The organism is Bradyrhizobium manausense (genome assembly GCF_001440035.1).
In the GTDB taxonomy this organism is placed as follows: Bacteria; Pseudomonadota; Alphaproteobacteria; order Rhizobiales; family Xanthobacteraceae; genus Bradyrhizobium; species Bradyrhizobium manausense.
The window spans coordinates 3,774-20,283 of sequence record NZ_LJYG01000041.1; the positions used below are offsets into that span (position 1 = coordinate 3,774).

The 16,510-nt window shown below is 63.6% G+C and carries 14 protein-coding genes; 7 read left to right on the top strand and 7 right to left on the bottom strand.

Features of this window, described 5'->3' with window-relative positions:
- Positions 1–243, bottom strand: a 243-nt coding sequence (locus tag AOQ71_RS47490) for a cysteine rich repeat-containing protein (RefSeq protein ID WP_245316805.1), incomplete at its 3' end; no start/stop codon positions are given.
- Between the two features lie 155 nt (positions 244–398).
- Complete coding sequence (locus tag AOQ71_RS08410; protein ID WP_057744388.1) at positions 399–1,400, bottom strand: NADP-dependent oxidoreductase; 1,002 nt, start codon at positions 1,398–1,400, stop codon at positions 399–401.
- Positions 1,401–1,610: 210 nt separating this feature from the next.
- On the opposite strand from AOQ71_RS08410, the gene AOQ71_RS08415 reads away from it, so the two are divergent.
- Both AOQ71_RS08415 and AOQ71_RS08420 read left to right on the top strand, forming a co-directional pair.
- Complete coding sequence (locus AOQ71_RS08415) at positions 1,611–2,906, top strand: dicarboxylate/amino acid:cation symporter (RefSeq protein WP_057744391.1); 1,296 nt, start codon at positions 1,611–1,613, stop codon at positions 2,904–2,906.
- 12 nt (positions 2,907–2,918) lie between these two features.
- Positions 2,919–3,839 carry an amino acid ABC transporter substrate-binding protein gene (locus tag AOQ71_RS08420; protein WP_057744394.1) on the top strand — a complete coding sequence of 307 codons (921 nt, stop codon included), beginning with the start codon at positions 2,919–2,921 and terminating at the stop codon, positions 3,837–3,839.
- On the opposite strand, the gene AOQ71_RS08425 is transcribed toward AOQ71_RS08420, so the two are convergent.
- Positions 3,836–4,711 (bottom strand): ATP-grasp domain-containing protein, encoded by an 876-nt coding sequence (locus tag AOQ71_RS08425; protein ID WP_083514051.1) that lies wholly within the window; start codon positions 4,709–4,711, stop codon positions 3,836–3,838. The genes AOQ71_RS08420 and AOQ71_RS08425 overlap by 4 nt on opposite strands.
- A 376-nt stretch (positions 4,712–5,087) precedes the next feature.
- Here AOQ71_RS08425 and AOQ71_RS08430 point away from each other — a divergent pair, with 376 nt between their 5' ends.
- The 3 genes from AOQ71_RS08430 (at position 5,088) to AOQ71_RS08440 (ending at position 8,127) form a co-directional block, all read left to right on the top strand.
- On the top strand, positions 5,088–5,861 hold the full coding sequence (locus tag AOQ71_RS08430; protein ID WP_057744545.1) for a ferredoxin--NADP reductase: 774 nt from the start codon (positions 5,088–5,090) through the stop codon (positions 5,859–5,861).
- A 237-nt stretch (positions 5,862–6,098) separates the two neighbouring features.
- On the top strand, positions 6,099–7,787 hold the full coding sequence (locus AOQ71_RS08435) for an FMN-binding glutamate synthase family protein (RefSeq protein WP_430648612.1): 1,689 nt from the start codon (positions 6,099–6,101) through the stop codon (positions 7,785–7,787).
- Between the two features lie 97 nt (positions 7,788–7,884).
- Entirely contained in the window at positions 7,885–8,127 is a 243-nt protein-coding gene (locus AOQ71_RS08440; RefSeq protein ID WP_057744397.1) for a PilZ domain-containing protein, read from the top strand.
- A gap of 27 nt (positions 8,128–8,154) precedes the next feature.
- On the opposite strand, the gene AOQ71_RS08445 is transcribed toward AOQ71_RS08440, so the two are convergent.
- On the bottom strand, positions 8,155–9,453 hold the full coding sequence (locus tag AOQ71_RS08445; RefSeq protein ID WP_057744400.1) for a hemolysin family protein: 1,299 nt from the start codon (positions 9,451–9,453) through the stop codon (positions 8,155–8,157).
- A gap of 215 nt (positions 9,454–9,668) precedes the next feature.
- Between AOQ71_RS08445 and AOQ71_RS08450 the strand changes: the two genes are divergently transcribed.
- Entirely contained in the window at positions 9,669–11,744 is a 2,076-nt protein-coding gene (locus AOQ71_RS08450) for a methyl-accepting chemotaxis protein (RefSeq protein ID WP_057744405.1), read from the top strand.
- 9 nt (positions 11,745–11,753) lie between these two features.
- Here the strand turns inward: AOQ71_RS08450 and AOQ71_RS08455 are convergent, their stop codons facing one another.
- The 3 genes from AOQ71_RS08455 to AOQ71_RS08465 form a co-directional block, all read right to left on the bottom strand.
- Complete coding sequence (locus AOQ71_RS08455; protein WP_057744409.1) at positions 11,754–13,742, bottom strand: carbohydrate porin; 1,989 nt, start codon at positions 13,740–13,742, stop codon at positions 11,754–11,756.
- 386 nt (positions 13,743–14,128) lie between these two features.
- Positions 14,129–14,392 (bottom strand): hypothetical protein, encoded by a 264-nt coding sequence (locus AOQ71_RS08460; protein ID WP_057744551.1) that lies wholly within the window; start codon positions 14,390–14,392, stop codon positions 14,129–14,131.
- A gap of 139 nt (positions 14,393–14,531) precedes the next feature.
- Positions 14,532–15,338: a creatininase family protein gene (locus AOQ71_RS08465; RefSeq protein WP_057744412.1), complete on the bottom strand. Its 807-nt coding sequence runs from the start codon at positions 15,336–15,338 to the stop codon at positions 14,532–14,534.
- A gap of 138 nt (positions 15,339–15,476) precedes the next feature.
- On the opposite strand from AOQ71_RS08465, the gene AOQ71_RS08470 reads away from it, so the two are divergent.
- Positions 15,477–16,499, top strand: coding sequence for an ABC transporter substrate-binding protein (locus AOQ71_RS08470; RefSeq protein WP_057744415.1), 1,023 nt, complete (start codon positions 15,477–15,479; stop codon positions 16,497–16,499).
- The last annotated feature ends 11 nt before the right edge of the window (positions 16,500–16,510 follow it).

A 16,510-nucleotide genomic window follows, 5' to 3' on the forward strand; every position in this document is an offset into this window, starting at 1 on the left:
GACCGCGCGAACCGCGGTCTGGCATCCCGCTGACAGGCTCGACATGTGGCTCTGGAGGCATTGATACGCCTCGACGCCACCGGGCGTCACGCTCGCGCAATGCGCCATGAAATCCGAGCGGCATGCGGAGCGGATCGCGCTCTTCTGGGCCTCGGTCTGCGCGAACGCGCTTGTTGCAGTTGCGAAGAGTACTGCGGCGAGCAACGCGTGACGCGTTGATGCATGTCTCAACGTTTTGAACATTTGAGTGAATTCCTGCCCTGTCGGTAACGCCGATGATTTTTGAAATGCCGTACAAACGCAATCGTCGCGAGTGATGCCTCGCGAGCGGTATCTTGGCTGCTTTGGCCACTACCGCAAGTAGATAATGCCCGCGGAATTGCGACGTAACTACGTCGCTAGAGTCTGATCATGCGCTTGCCGCGGTTCTCGCCGGCCAGCAGTCCGATCAGCGCCTTCGGCGTGTTCTGCAATCCGTCGATGATGTCTTCCTGCACCTTCAGCCTGCCGGATTTCACCCAGGCCTGCAGATCAGCGAGGGCGCGCTGGCTCTCCTTCATGTAGTCCATCACGATGAAGCCCTGCATCACGAGCCGCTTCACCACGATCAGGCCGGGCACGCCGCGCGGGCCATGGGCCGAAGGCGTGCCGTCATATTGCGAGATCGCGCCGCAGCAGGCGATGCGGCCGTAATTGTTCATTTGTGGCAGGCAGGCTTCCAGAATGTCGCCCCCGACATTGTCGAAATAGACGTCGATGCCTTTGGGAGCTGCTGCGCGCAGCGCCTTGAACACCGCACCGTCCTTGTAGTCGACGGCCGCATCGAAGCCGAGCTCGGAGGTCAGCCAGTGGCACTTGTCGGCGCCGCCGGCGATGCCGACCACGCGGCATCCCTTGATCTTGGCGATCTGTCCGACGATCGATCCGACCGAGCCCGCGGCGGCCGAAACCACGACCGTCTCGCCCTCCTTGGGCTTGCCGACCTCGAGCAGGCCGAAATAGGCGGTGAGGCCGGCGATGCCGAACACGCTGAGCAGATGCGTCATCGGCTCGAGCTTCGGCATTTTCGTCAATTGCTTTGCCGGTACTGCTGCAAACTCCTGCCAGCCGGTATCGCCGAACACGATGTCGCCGGGCGCAAGCTCGGGCGCCTTCGAGCTGACCACCTCGGCAATGCCGCCGCCGGCCATCACGCTGTTGGCTTCGACCGCCGAACGGTAAGTCGCGCCGTGCATCCAGGCGCGGTTGGCGGCATCGAGCGAGATGTAGCGCACGCGCAACAGGGCTTCGCCGTCCTTCGGTTCCGGCAGTGTGCCATCGACCATCTTGAAGTGCTCGGGGCCGAGCTTTCCGCTCGGCTTCTCCACCAGAAGAATTTGGCGATTGATGCTCCCGGTCATGGCGGTCCCTCTCTGATTGTTTGATGTTTATTGCAGCACTTGCCGCAAACAAAACGTGCAAGCCGCATTCGTTGTGCGCTGCATGCAGGCTAGATCGCTACGTCCCGTTTCGCAACGGGAACATCCGGCAAGCCATCGCACGCAAAGCGTGTTGCGTCGCTGTCATATCTGCGACATCATGAAGCGGTCGGTGTCGTGGGGGTTCTTTCAATGTCGAACAGGTTTACGCAATACATCCTGGCCGCGATGGTGCTCGGCATCATCATGGGCTCGGCGATCTACAATTTCCTGCCCGACACGCGCGGCGACTGGGCCTCCTCCATCAACCTGATCGCCGTGATCTTCCTGCGCCTGATCAAGATGATCATCGCGCCGCTGGTGTTCGCGACCCTGGTCGGCGGCATCGCCCACATGGGGTCGGGCTCCAAGCTGGGCCGCATCTTCGCCAAGACCATGGGCTGGTTCATCAGCGCCTCCTTCGTCTCGCTGCTGCTCGGCCTCGTGATGGTCAATCTGCTTCAGCCCGGCGCGAACTTCCCCGGTACGCTGCCCGCGGCGGGACAATCGACCGGCCTGCCGGTCTCGGCCTTCTCGATCGAAAAATTCCTGACCCATCTGATCCCGACCTCGATCGCGGACGCGATGGCGCAGAACGAGATCCTTCAGATCGTGATCTTCGCCGTATTCTTCTCGGTGGCGATGGGCGCATTGCCCGAGCGCTCCAAGCAGCTCCTGTCGCTGATCGACGATGTCGGCCACATCATGCTGAAGGTGACCGGCTATGTGATGCTGTTTGCGCCGTTCGCGGTCTGGGCCGCCATCACTGCGACGGTCGCCAAGAACGGCCTGCTGGTGCTCTGGAAGCTCATCGTGTTCATGGGCGGCTTCTATCTGTCGCTGTTCATCCTCTGGGGCATCCTGGTGGTCGTCGGCTTCGTCGTGATCGGGCCGCGCTATAGCCATCTGCTGAAGCTGATCCGCGAGCCGCTGATGATCGCGTTCTCCACCGCGAGCTCGGAGGCGGCCTACCCGAAGACGCTCGAAGGCCTCAACCGCTTCGGCGCCTCCTCGCGCATCTCGAGCTTCGTGCTGCCGCTCGGCTATTCGTTCAATCTCGACGGCACGATGATGTATTGCACTTTCGCCAGCGTCTTCATCGCGCAGACCTACCACATCGACATGTCGCTCGGCACGCAGCTCGCGATGCTGGCGACCTTGATGATCACCTCCAAGGGCGTGGCCGGCGTGCCGCGCGCCTCGCTCGTGGTGATCGCCTCGACGCTGTCGCAGTTCGGCATTCCCGAGGCGGGGCTGTTGATGATCATGGGTATCGACACCTTCCTCGACATGGGCCGCAGCGCCACCAACGTGATCGGCAACACGCTGGCGACCTCGGTGGTGGCGAAGTGGGAAGGCGAGCTCGGGCCCGAGCATGCGATGGGGCCGGGCGATGCCGTACCTGAAGACATGGTGCCGGGTGAAGTGCCTGCGATGGCCGGTCATTGACGGGAGTGCGTCATGCGCCCTTTGACGGCGATTTCGAGCGGCCTTTTGCTGGCAGCGTGTCTGCTGGCGTCTGGTGCCTCCGCCCAGATCGGCGGCAACGAAGGGCTTAGCCCGACGCTGTCGGCCATCAAGAAAGCGCACGCCGTGCGGCTCGGCTATCGCGAGAGCTCGCCGCCGTTCTCGTTCCTCGACCCGTCGGGGCGGCCGATTGGTTACAGCCTTGAGCTCTGCGAGGCCATCGTCGAGGAGATCGGCGTCGAGGTCGACGACCCCAATCTCAGAATCGACTACGTCAAGGTCACCTCGGACGATCGCATCGACGCGGTGCTCCAGAACAAGATCGATCTGGAATGCGGCTCGACCACCGCGAATTCCGAGCGTGCCAAGCGCGTCGCGTTTTCGCCGCTGATGTTCGTTGCCGGCACCAAGCTGATGGTGCCGAAGGCCTCCAGCGTCCAGCAGCTGGCGGACCTGAAGGGCAGGACCGTCGTGGTGACGAAGGGCACCACCAACGAGCAGGCGGTCCAGGCGGCCGACAAGAAGCTGTCGCTGGGCCTGAACATTGTCGTCGGCGCCGACCACGAGCAGTCGTACCAGATGCTGGTCGACGGCAAGGCTGACGCGTTTGCGACCGACGACATCCTGCTCTCGGGCCTGATCGTTCGCCACAAGTCGCAGGACAAGTTCCGCGTAACAGGCGATTATCTGTCCTACGATCCCTATGGCATCATGTTCCGCAAGGGCGAGCCGCAGCTCTCCGCCGTGGTCGAGCGTACCTTCCGCAAGCTCGGCTCCAACCACGATCTCGTGCCGCTCTACAACAAATGGTTCATCGCACGCATGCCGACCGGCGAGAAAATGAACGTGCCGATCTCGCTGCAACTGGAAGAAGCGTTCAAGGCGATGGACGATTCCGCTAGCGCGAATAATTAGCTCGCTATCCCGTCATCCCCCCGCAATGGCTTAGCCATTGCGCGGGATGACGGTGATGGGTTGGTGCTCGGGGAAGCATCCCCAAACACCCGATCCAGCGCCGTATCGTACGTCGCCTGCACCAGCTCCGGATGCAGCTTGCTCAGCGCTTCCATCATCACGCCGGAATTGATCTCCAGCACCTTCCACGCGCCATCGACGCGCACCACGTCGATCGACGCGAAGCGGATGCCGATGGCGCGCGCAGCGTCGACCGCGAGCTTCACGCAAGCCGTGCGCACCGCGCCGTCCGCCAGCAACACCGGCTTGGCGCCGGCATCCAGATTATGCCGCCAATCCGAGCCACGCTGCTTGCTGTAGACGATGCGGGGCACATCATCGAGCAGGATCACACGGACCTCGTCCTCGATTGCGACATAAGGCGAGATCACGAGCCCGGTGCTCATCGAAAAGACCTCGTTCGCCGCGTGGTCGAGCTCTGCCGCCGTCGTCACCTTGAACACCGAGCGCCCCGACGTGCCCTCGTTCGGCTTCACCACCACGCCCTGCGGATGGTCGTGAAGCAGCTCGAGCATGGCCTCGCGCCAGCCGAGGCCGACAACCTTCTCGCCCAGCTTCGGGTTGAGGAAGAGGTGATGTGGAATGCAGGGCACGCCTTGCAGCGACAGCGCCTCCGCGGTGGCGGATTTGTCGTTGGCGAGCCGATGCGCGATCGCGCTGTTAAGGCCGATGTCGTAGCCGAAGGCGAAGCGGCGCTGGTCGTCCCGGCGCATCGCGATCAGCCAGCCTCCGGCGCGGACATCGACCTCGATGTCGTGCGCCGCGCAATAGCGCCTGATGGCCTGGACGAAGGTCCGTTCACTGCTTGCCATGTATTTCGATCGTTCCCTGGCGCCAAAAGCCGCAAAAATGCGGGAAATGGCGCCATAGTGGGGTGAAAGTCAGAGCTATTCTTAATGAAATTCTCGCGAGCGCGATGGAAATTAAGTGCTGCTTTCCGGTCCGAAAGGGAAAAGAAATTGCCCCGTGCGCGCGCCGGACAGCAGATCCGTTCATGATGTGATCATTTCCGCCGCAAATGCCTGATTGACCGGCATCAATTGCATCCGGAACGAGGTTGATTATTGGTCTCAATGGCGTAGATCACACACGCGAAATCCTCCGCCATGGCAAATGGTGTCCGCCCGTTTTCAGGGCCGGGCAACGCTTTTGCCCGAAAACCGCAAGACATTCGGAATATCGAAAATCATGAGCGCGTTTTACCGAGAGAAGGTTCTTTCCGTCCAGCACTGGACCGACACACTGTTCAGCTTCCGCGCCACGCGCGACACCGGCTTCCGCTTCCAGAACGGCCAGTTCGCCATGATCGGGCTCGAGGTCGATGGCCGCCCGCTGCTGCGCGCCTACAGCATGGCCAGCGCCAATCACGAGGAAGAGCTCGAGTTCTTCTCGATCAAGGTGCAGGACGGCCCGCTCACCTCGCGCCTGCAGAAGATCAAGGAAGGCGACACCATCCTGGTCGGCCGCAAGGCGACCGGCACGCTGATCACCGACAACCTCATCCCCGGCAAGCGGCTGATGCTGCTCTCGACCGGCACCGGCCTTGCGCCCTTCGCCAGCCTGATCAAGGACCCCGAGGTCTATGAGCAGTTCGAGAGCATCGTGCTCGTGCACGGCTGCCGCCAGGTCTCCGAGCTCGCCTATGGCGAGAAGCTGGTCGCGAATTTGCGCGAGGACGAGCTGTTCGGCGAGCTGCTCGCCGACAAGCTGATCTATTATCCGACCGTGACCCGCGAGCCGTTCCGCAATCGTGGCCGGATCACCGACCTCATCAACTCCGAGCAGATCTTCAACGATATCGGGCAGTCGCCCCTCAACATCGAGACCGACCGCATCATGATGTGCGGCAGCCCGGCGATGCTGGAAGAGCTGAAGGCGATGTTCGAGAGCCGTGACTTCGTCGAAGGAAGCGGCAACAAGCCCGGCCATTTCGTGATCGAGAAGGCGTTCGTCGAGCGTTGATCGGCGCTCGCTCTCGGTGTCGTCCTGGCTTTCACCAGGACGACGGCGATGGCTACAGCCTCCTGGCCGGCCAGCTGCTCCTTCCATCCCCGCCTCTGCTGCAGTGCAATAGCCCAACCTCTCGGTGGATTGATTTTTCTCGGGCGAATTCGCTAGCCTGAAACAAGCGCTGCGTCATATCCGTATGACAGGCGCGGGCGTATCGTTCCGCCTGATGCTGGCGAGAGGGTGGGAATCGTGGCCGACAACAACAAGACGCAGGAATTGCCCAAACGTTTGCCGCTGGCGGAAGAGGGGATCATGGAGACCCTTCTGCTGCCATTCTCGCCGCGCTTCATCGTCCTGACGATCTGCGCCGTCATCACCGCACTCCTGATCGGCATCGCCATCGCCGACCGCAGGATCTTCGACATCCTGCTGGTCCCGATCTGCATCTTCGGCGCGCTGACGCTGCTCGGCGTCCGCGACCTGATGCAGAAGAGCCACGCGGTGCTGCGCAACTACCCGATCTCCGCGCATATCCGTTTCCTCCTGGAGGAAATCCGCCCGGAGATGCGGCAGTACTTCTTCGAGAGCGAGAAGGACGGCATGCCGTTCTCGCGCGACACCCGCGCGGTGGTCTATCAGCGCGCCAAGATGCAACTCGACAAGCGTCCGTTCGGCACCCAGGAGGATGTCTATCGCGAGGGCTATGAGTGGATGCATCACTCGGTTGCGCCGAAGGCGCATGCCGAGGAGAAGTTTCGCGTCACCATCGGCGGGCCGGACTGCGCAAGGCCCTATTCGGCCTCGGTGTTCAACATCTCGGCGATGAGCTTTGGCGCGCTCAGCCCCAACGCCGTGCGCGCACTCAATGCCGGCGCCAGGAAGGGCGCTTTCGCCCATGACACCGGCGAGGGCGGCTTCAGCCCCTATCACGCGGAGATGGGCGGTGACGTCATCTGGGAGATCGGCTCCGGCTATTTCGGCTGCCGCCATCGCGACGGCAGCTTCGATCCGGAGGCGTTCGCGCGGGTTGCGAGCCAGGACCAGATCAAGATGGTCGAGCTCAAGATCAGCCAGGGCGCCAAGCCCGGCCATGGCGGTGTGCTGCCGGCGGCAAAGGTCTCGGAAGAAATTTCCAAGATCCGCGGAGTCGCGATGGGCGAGGATTGCATTTCGCCGGCCTCGCATCGCGCCTTCTCGACTCCCACCGGCATGATGCAGTTCGTCGCCGAGATGCGACGGCTTTCAGGCGGCAAGCCGGCCGGCTTCAAGCTCTGCATCGGCCACCCCTGGGAATTCCTGGCCATATGCAAGGCGATGCTGGAGACCGGCATCTATCCCGATTTCATCGTGGTCGACGGCAATGAAGGCGGCACCGGTGCGGCGCCGCTGGAATTCATGGACCATTTGGGCATGCCGATGCGCGAGGGCGTCAATTTCGTCCACAACGCGCTGATCGGCATCAACGCGCGCGACCGCATCAAGATCGGCGCATCGGGCAAGATCGCGACCGCCTTCGACATGGCCCGCGCGATGGCGATCGGCGCCGACTGGTGCAATTCGGCGCGGGGCTTCATGTTCTCGCTCGGCTGCATCCAGTCGCTGAGCTGCCACACCGACCGCTGTCCGACCGGTGTCGCGACCCAGGATCCGACCCGGGCACGCGCGCTCTACGTGCCGCTCAAGATCGACCGCGTGGCCAACTATCACCACGCCACGCTGCACTCGCTGACCGAGCTGATCGCTGCCGCCGGCCTCGAACATCCGCAGGAGCTGCGCCCGATCCACTTCAGTCAGAGGACGTCGACGACCAAGGTGCAATCCTTTGCCCAGCTCTATCCGGCGCTGCGGCCGGGCGAGCTGCTCGAAGGCACCGAGGATCCGCGGTTCCGCGATGCCTGGCGGCTGGCCCAGGCGGCGTCGTTCCAGCCACTGCCGTGAGGGTTTCCGTGCCATACCAGGGGTGGCGGTGGCCTAAATTTGCTGGCATCGGGGTTGCGTTTTACCCTTGTGTCAGCTTAGGATGTAAAATGTTCCGATGGACGAAGAACGACGCAACAAGGCCAGGCACCGCGTATTGAAGGGGGGAACCATTGAGTTCGGCGGCGGCGCGATCGACTGCACCGTCCGCAATTTCTCCGACACCGGCGCGGCCCTCGACGTCACCAGCCCGGTCGGGATTCCCGAGCGCTTCACCCTGAACATCAAGGCCGAGGGCGCGCATTTGCCCTGCACGGTGGTGTGGCGCAAGGAGAAGCGGATCGGGGTGCGGTTCGGGTGAGGCTTTGCGCTTGCTGCGCGCGGCAAATTACCCCGTCTCCACCTCACCCCGCCGGCTCGCCAGAATCTTGTCGATCCGTCGGCCGTCGAGATCGACCACCTCGATGTGCCAGCCGGCGAAGTCGAAGGCGTCGCCGACATGGGGCAGCACGGTGAATTGCTGCAGCACGAGGCCGGCTACCGTGTTGTAGCGGTGGTGCGGCGGCAGCTCGACGCTCAAGAGCTCGCCGAACTCGTCGACCGGCATCCAGCCCGAGACCAGCAGCGAGCCGTCCGCGCGCCTGACATAGGCCGGCTCCGGTGGGCCTTCCTCGGAATGGAAGGCGCCGACGATCGATTCCAGAATATCAGCCGCCGTCACCACGCCTTCGAAGGCGCCGTATTCGTCATGGACGAGACCGAGATGCACGGGCGCGGCCTTCAAAATCGCGAGCACGTCGCGCGCGTCGGCGGATGCCGGAATGATCGGCGTCTCGCGCACCAGCGCGCGCAGGTCGGGCGTGCGCTCGCGCATATAGGCAACCAGCAGATCCTTGGCCTGGAGCACGCCGATCGGCTTGTCGCGATCGCCGTCGCACACCGGAAAGCGCGAATGCGGGCTCCTGGTGATCAGCGCCTGGATCGCCGCCTGATCATCGTTCAGATCGATCTCGTCGACCTCCGTGCGCGGCGTCATCACCGCGCCGACCGGGCGGTCGCCGAGCCGCATCACGCCCGCGATCATTTCCTTCTCGCCGGGCTCGAGCACGCCGGCGCTTTCGGCCTCGTTGACGAGATGATGGATCTCGTCCTCCGACACTTTCTCTTCCGCCTTGCCGCCACGACCGAGCAGGGTGAGGATCAGCTTGCCGGAGACGTCGAGCAGAAACACCAGCGGCAGCGAGACCCGCGCCAGCACGTGCATCGCGGGCGCAACCTTCACTGCGATGCTCTCGGGGTCGCGCAGCGCCACCTGCTTCGGCACCAGCTCGCCGACGATCAGCGTCGCGTAGGTGATGATGGTGACGACGATGCCGACACCGACAATGTCGGCAATGCCCGAGGACACGCCGAGTTCGACCAGCCATTGCGTCAGCCGCTGCCCGAGCGTCGCGCCGGAGAAGGCGCCGGAGAGCACGCCAACCAGCGTGATGCCGATCTGCACGGTCGAAAGGAACTTGCCGGGATCGGCGGCCAATGTCAGCGCGCGCTCGGCACCGCGTACGCCTTTGGCGGCCAGCACCGACAGCCGCGCCGGGCGCGATGAGACCACGGCCAGCTCCGACATGGAGAGCAGGCCATTGATGACGATCAGGACGACGACGATGATGAGTTCGACGGAGAGCATTGACCTTCCAAGGTAAGGGAGTGTGGCGGCTCGACCGCGCTGATATAGGTATTCTGGGGGAAAATGCCGGCATTCTGTCGCATCAGGCGCCGCCGTTCGCGCGCCCCCCGTCCATCTGACACTCCGCGGAACTACGGAACCGTGCTTAACGGGCTCTTAGCCGCCGCCCGTTAGATTTTCTGACAATTTGCAGAAATCTGTTCGAGGACCTGAGGATGCGGATAGGGAAGCTTTTCGCGCTGTCGATGCTGACGGTGACGGTTTTTGCGGTCATCCTTGGCGCCGAGGTGCTGATACCCCAGGCCCGCATCTTCACCGACCGATCCGACGCGATCAAGCGGGTCGATGCGTTCGGCACGATCCTCATGGTCAGCCAACACGTCGCCGGCCTTCGTGCCCCCTACATCTCTCCCATCTTTCAGGAGGGAGCTGCGACGCAGGCTCAGACCGACGCCACGACCAAGGCTGCGAAAGCGGCCGAAGCCTCCTTCGAGAGCGCAAGGCGCGCCCTTCTGATGCTGGATGACGGGGCTCCGATGGCCGAAAACCTCGACCGCACAGCGCGGCGGCTGAAGGACATCACCACCGCTGCAGACCGCGCGATGAGCGTTCCTCTCGCTGCGCGCGACAGCGCTGCGATCAAGGGCTTCCTTCCCGCCGTTGCCGAGGTCATCGCCGGTATCGAACCGATCATGAACCGGCTGGAGGGAAGGGTCGTGGATGCCGATTCCTCGCTGGCGGCGCTGTTGAGCCTGGCGAGGACGGCGCAGGATCTTCGCGTCTCGGCCGGCAATCGCGCCGCGACGTTGGCCCCGGCGTTGACCGCACATCGACCGCTGGTGACGGCTGAGTTCTCTCTGATGGATCGCATGCAGGGGCGTGTCGAGGCCGATCGCGAGCGGATCGCGGCCGGCATCGACCAGCTCGGCAATCCGCCGCGCATCGCCGCCGCGTTCAAGGCGGCGAGCGAGTCCTATTTTGGAAGAGCTGCGCCAGTAGTTGAAAAGGAGATGCCCGCTGCGCGCGCCGACGGCAAGTACGGCACCACCAACGATGAGTTTGCCAACGTGATCGTGCCCGCCATCCAGATGTTCTTCGGAGTGCGCGACGCCGCCCTGGCGGAAGCGGCCGAGCGCGCCTCGGCTGCCCGCAGCGGTGCGCTGGCGATGCTCGCGCTCGCGGCCGTTGCCGTGCTCGCATTGCTCGGCACGCTGGCCGGTGTGACCATGATGCTGCGTCGCCGCGTTGTGACGCCGCTGGCGAAGCTGGCGGGCGTGATCGGCACGCTCGCCGCCGGACAACACGAGGTCGAGATTCCGACCACCGGCCGCGACGACGAGATTGGTCAGGTCGCCGGCTCGTTGCGGCATTTCAAGGATTCGCTGCTCGCTCAAAAATCTGCAGATGCGGCCGCTGCGGTCGAGGCCGAGGCGAAGCTCAAGCGCAGCCAGCGCATGGACCAGATCGCGCGCGATTTCGAGGCCATGATCGGCGACGTCATCAACACGGTCGCGTCGGCCTCCTCGGAGCTGGAGATTTCAGCGGGAACGCTGACGAGCGCCGCCGATCAATCGGAAAAGGTCACCGCCACCGTCGCGGCGGCCTCCGAGCAGGCCTCCACCAACGTGCAGACCGTTGCGGCAGCCGCGGAGGAGATGGCCTCGTCGGTCGACGAGATCGGCCGGCAGGTTCAGGACTCCGCGCGCGTCGCCGGGGAAGCCGTGCAGCAGGCCGAGCGGACCAACGATCATGTCGGCGAGCTCGCCAAGGCGGCGGGGCGGATCGGTGACGTCGTCGAGCTGATCAGCCAGATCGCGGGCCAGACCAACCTTCTCGCCCTCAACGCCACCATCGAGGCGGCGCGGGCCGGGGAGGCCGGACGCGGCTTCGCGGTGGTCGCCTCCGAGGTCAAGGCGCTGGCCGAACAGACGGCCAAGGCCACCGGCGAGATCAGCCAGCAGATCTCAGGCATCCAGGCCGCGACCGAGGAGTCCGTCGGCGCCATCAAGGCGATCAGCGACACGATTACGAGGATGTCGGAGATCGCATCCGCGATCGCCTCGGCGGTCGAGGAGCAGGGCGCGGCGACACGCGAGATTTCCCGCAACGTGCAGCAGGCTGCGCGCGGCACCCAGCAGGTTTCCGCCAGCATCGTCGACGTGCAGCACGGCGCAAACCAGACCGGATCGGCATCCGCCAACGTCCTCGCGGCAGCCAGATCGCTGTCCGGCGAAAGCACCCGTCTCAAGAGCGAGGTCGGAAAGTTCCTGGACGCGATCCGAGCCGCGTAAGAGGCGTGCTCAGAACTCCCCGTGCAGCCGCCCCGAGAACACCGAGACCGGCCCCCGATCGGCATTGTAGGCGGGATTGACGATGAGCTGGTAGTCGGCGGTGAGCGTCAGCGCCTTGTTCAGCGCATAGGCGTAGTAAATTTCCAGCACGCGCTCGTTCCGGTAGTTGAGCGCGCCGTCGCCGATCAGCGGACCGAGACCGCCGGCGGCGAGGAAGTCACGATGGTCCTGCGAGAGGCCGTTGACGGCGCCGGCGATGGCGACGACGTCGTCGGGCCGGCCCCATTTGGTGCCCTTCACCGAGACGCCGCCGGACAGGCTGCGGTCGATATCGGTGAAGGCCATGATCTCGTTGCGGCCGTCGTTCCAGCTCCAGCGGCCGAACACCCCGATGTCGTCGGTAACAGCCTGTTCGAGGTTGAGCGCATAGCCGTATTTGAGGCGGCCGCGCCGGGTCTGGGTGATGTCGACGCCGAACGCGGGGTTGTCCAGGGTCTCGCGATAGCTGCCCGAGAAGTCGCTGTTGACGAAGCCGAGCGTGCGCAGCTTGCCGGGCTGGCCGAACAGCGAATAGCGCGTCTCAAGCTCCACGACATATTCGCCGCGACGGCCGATGTTCATGTCGAAATTATTCGAGTTGGACACGGCGTCCATCAGGAAGTAGCCCGCGCGCAACGCCCATTGCTTCTGGTTCAATTCGGCGGTGGCGCCATAGCCCAGGCCGAGCTTGTCGGCGGCATAATCGAAAGCGCCGGACGCCCAGATCGACCAGTTCATGAAGTCTTTGCGCGGATCGTGCGCGTAGGCATTGCCATCGAACACGTCGACCACGGAGAATTTGCCGACCTGCAAGGTTAGTCGCGAGATGTCGGCCTTGCCGGCGAGTTGAAGCTGACCGCTGGCAAGCTCTTCCTGCTCGCCGCCGAAGCCGAAGGTCTGGCGCACGAACAGACGCGAGGCATTGAAGTGCGGATAGGGGAAGCCGGATTTCTGCGCTTCGCCGTTGGGAAAGCCCCCCGCGCCCGTGGTGTTGTTGAAGCCGAATCCCTGCAATAGCTCCGGATTGAAATAGACCTCGCCGCCGTCCCACAGCCGTGCATTGAGATAGAGCGAGTTGCTCCATGTCTCCTGCAAATCCGGCGACGTCGTCAGGCTGTTCGGCCCGGTATAGGGCGCGCTGAAGGATGGATGTCCCTGCGGCAGGAAGGTCGACTGGCCGTGGATTTCCCAACGGCTCGATTCGGTGTCGGTAATATCGGATTTCGGATTGTAGCTCGGCATGCCCGGCCAATCGATCTTGCGATTGAGGCCGATCCGCAGGCTCTGGAAATCCATCGACGACGAATATTGCCCGCCTGATGCGAACGTGACGTTGGCGTGCTCGAACTTGCTGTAGAGATATTCGAGCCGCGCGCTCCAGTGCGACGCGAAGGCGTATTCGACGCCGCCGCCCGCGATCCAGCCGAACCGGGTGTTCAGCACCTTCTCTTCATTGCCGCCCGTCGGCGTCGAGAGAAAGCGCTCGCCGGCGAAGGCCGCGCCGCCGGTCGCGTAGAACAGCCAATTGCCAGTGCTGTAACCGAGACGGGCGCGCAGGCTCGCGACATAGTCCCAGCGCTCTTCCGCGCTCGACAGCGCCGTCGCAGCCGACGACACGACATGGTTGGAGGGCAGGTAATTCGGAAAGGAGATGTCGCCCTCCAGGCCGAGCAGCAGGCCAGAATTCAGGCGCCAATTATAGCCGGCTTGCACGCCCCCGGTCGCGCCGGTGAAGACGTTGTTGTCGGTTGCGATCGTGGGATCGGTCAGCGTCGCCGACGAGGTGCCGCGGGTGACGCCGACATGCGCGCCGATATAGAAGCCGGTCCAGTCATAGACAGCCTTCAGCGCTGGCGCCTTCAGGGGCAGGTCAGCCGCACGGCAGGCCGCGGGAAAAGCCAGCACGCCGGCGGTGATGGCCGCCGCCGTCCGCCGCAACTGGTGTCGATGACTTCTCAACGTCAAAACGCACGCTCCCAAGCACGCGCCCAAAGACGCGAATGTAACCCAGTCGCCGCGACATCCCTGCCAATTCGCGGCGATCCTGTCATCAGGGTCTTGGTTGTGCACGCAATCGAACGAGATGAAACTCGTTTCGACGCGATTTCATCCCCCGCCCCGCGCTCACACAGAGCTTATTGCTAATAATTCGCAATAGCAACTCGTCCAAAATGTCGCGGCGGATGGTTCGCATCCTTCTGTGACGGGATTGCAACGCATTCCCGACGCAAAAAAAGGTGACCCGCCCGGGGGGACAACCGGGCGGGTCGGGGGCACGACACGGGGTGGATGAGGCGCCCGTGCCGGACGCAGGATCCACGTAAGATCGGCCTCAGAACCTCAGATCAGTAGCAGGTACGAACGCGGCCGATGTACTGGCCGAAGGCGTTGTACTGGGCCACCCAGCCGCAGCGGTGATAGCCGTAGTAATAGGGCTCGTTGCTGGCGGCGATCGCGGTGCCGACGATGGCGGCGGTGGCGATGCCGGCTCCAACACCCCAGCCCCAGCCGAGCGGCTTGGCTTGAGCGGTCGAGGTCGTGGAAGCGACGCCAGCGGTGATGGTGAGGGTTGCGAGAGCGACGGCGGCAATCCTGGTCTTGATCGACATGTGAAACTCCATCCGGGTTGAGGCGGTCCGTTGTGGTCCGCGTGCCCAATTGGACGGAGGCTTGGCCGATCCGGTTCGAAGATGCTCGGCCCGGCTCGGAAAACCGGCGCTTTCGCGAGTGATTTCAGATGGATGTCGGCTAGCCGAGCGGGCCCTTGGCGAGCCTGCTCACGTCGAATTTATCGACCTCAGCCAGCAGCTCGCAAAAGGCGCGCGCGCCCTGGTCGAGCAGCTGCTCGCCTTTCTCGGGCACCGCCAGCGTGGCGTTGCCGACGGCGCCACTCGCGTTGAGATCCTGCGCCTGCCAGGCAAAGGGCGCGGGCCGCTGGGTCGAGAGCCAGCGATATTGTTGCTCCATCGCGATGCTGCTCGCGGCAAAATCCGCGATCGCGTCAGCACGCACCTGGTCGGGATAGCGCGCCAGCATGATCGAGGTCTCGACCGCGCCACCGTGAATGCCATGGCGCACTTCATCCGATGGGAACAGCTTGTCGGCAGCCGACAGCCGCGACCACGATGTCGTCACCACGAACAGTTTTTGATGCGCGCGAAGATCCTGCGCCACCAGCATCATCGCCGCGCTGTTGCCGCCATGGCTGGTGATGATGACGAGCTTTCTGACGCCACGTCGCGCGATGTCCTCGCCGATCCCGGTCCAGCGCCTCAGCGCCACTTCATTCGGCAGCGTCTGCGTGCCAGGATAGTCGATATGCTCGGTGGAGATGCCGACGCGTTCGATCGGCAGGAACGTCACCGGCAACGTCGCCGGCAGCAGCTCGCGCACGCGCGCCAGATAGGCTTCGGCGATCAGCACGTCGGTCTGGAGAGGCAGATGCGGGCCGTGCTGCTCGGTTGCCGCCAGCGGCAGCACCGCGATCCAACGCGAAATGTCCGCATGGCTCGCATCGGCCCAGCGGATCTCGGTCCAGTCGCGCGAAGGCGTCATCAAGGTTTCTTTGCCCGAATTTGTCACGTAGTTTGGGTTATCAGGGGACGCGGGCCCGGCCGGTTCGCGTCCCCTGATATATTGCGGTTTTATCGCGTTGTTGTCACATCGGCTAGAAGCGATCCACGGAGTGCATTCATGAGCCCATCCCATCTGCGGCGAGCATTGACGGCGGGCTTGCTGGCCTCTGTCTTATCGATCCTGCCGGCGCGCAGCGAGACCCTGGACAAGGTCAGCTTCGGCACCAACTGGGTCGCCGAGGCCGAGCATGGCGGCTTCTTCCAGGCGGTCGCCGACGGCACCTACCAGAAATACGGGCTCGACGTCACCATCGTGCCCGGCGGCCCGAACGAGAACAATCGGATGCTGCTGATCGCCGGCAAGATCGATTTCTTCATGGCGGCGAACACGCTGATGTCGTTCGACGCGGTGGCCAACAACGTCCCCGTCGTTACCATCGCCGCGATGTTCCAGAAGGACCCGCAGGTGCTGCTGTCGCAGCCGGATGCGAAGGTCACCAAGCTCGAGGATCTCAAGCCGCTGACGCTGTTCGTCTCCAAGGAGGGCATGAGCAGCTATTTCCAGTGGCTCAAGTCCGAATACGGGTTCAGCGAGAAGAACGTCCGGCCCTATAATTTCAATCCGCAGCCCTTCATCGCGAACCCCAAGAGTGCCATGCAGGGCTACGTCACTTCCGAGCCCTTCGCCGTCGAGAAGGCTGCTGGCTTCAGGCCCAACGCCATCCTGCTCGCCGATGCCGGCTTCAACACCTATTCGACCTTGATCGAGACCCGGCGCGACATCGTCGAAAAGAAGCCTGACATGGTGCAGCGCTTCGTCGATGCCTCGATCGTCGGCTGGTACAATTACATCTACCGCGACAATTCCGCCGGCAATGCCATGATCAAGAAGCTCAATCCTGAAATGACCGACGATCTGCTGGCCTATTCCGTCGCCAAGATGAAGGAATATGGCATCGTCGATTCCGGCGACGCCCTTAAGAGCGGCATCGGCGCGATGAGCGACGAGCGTTACACCTCATTCTTCAACAAGATGGTGAAGGCCGGCGTGGTGAAGGGCGATCTCGACTTCCGCAAGTCCTACACACTGCGCTTCGTCAACAAGGGCGTCGGCGTCGAGCTGCGCCCGAACAAGCCGTAGCGCAAGCGTTG

Coding starts and splice junctions, on each gene's coding strand:
- AOQ71_RS08410 (WP_057744388.1), bottom strand. CDS start 1,400: ATGACCGGGAGCATCAATCGCCAAATTCTTCTGGTGGAGAAGCCGAGC.
- AOQ71_RS08415 (WP_057744391.1), top strand. CDS start 1,611: ATGTCGAACAGGTTTACGCAATACATCCTGGCCGCGATGGTGCTCGGC.
- AOQ71_RS08420 (WP_057744394.1), top strand. CDS start 2,919: ATGCGCCCTTTGACGGCGATTTCGAGCGGCCTTTTGCTGGCAGCGTGT.
- AOQ71_RS08425 (WP_083514051.1), bottom strand. CDS start 4,711: ATGGCAAGCAGTGAACGGACCTTCGTCCAGGCCATCAGGCGCTATTGC.
- AOQ71_RS08430 (WP_057744545.1), top strand. CDS start 5,088: ATGAGCGCGTTTTACCGAGAGAAGGTTCTTTCCGTCCAGCACTGGACC.
- AOQ71_RS08440 (WP_057744397.1), top strand. CDS start 7,885: ATGGACGAAGAACGACGCAACAAGGCCAGGCACCGCGTATTGAAGGGG.
- AOQ71_RS08445 (WP_057744400.1), bottom strand. CDS start 9,453: ATGCTCTCCGTCGAACTCATCATCGTCGTCGTCCTGATCGTCATCAAT.
- AOQ71_RS08450 (WP_057744405.1), top strand. CDS start 9,669: ATGCGGATAGGGAAGCTTTTCGCGCTGTCGATGCTGACGGTGACGGTT.
- AOQ71_RS08460 (WP_057744551.1), bottom strand. CDS start 14,392: ATGTCGATCAAGACCAGGATTGCCGCCGTCGCTCTCGCAACCCTCACC.
- AOQ71_RS08465 (WP_057744412.1), bottom strand. CDS start 15,338: ATGACGCCTTCGCGCGACTGGACCGAGATCCGCTGGGCCGATGCGAGC.
- AOQ71_RS08470 (WP_057744415.1), top strand. CDS start 15,477: ATGAGCCCATCCCATCTGCGGCGAGCATTGACGGCGGGCTTGCTGGCC.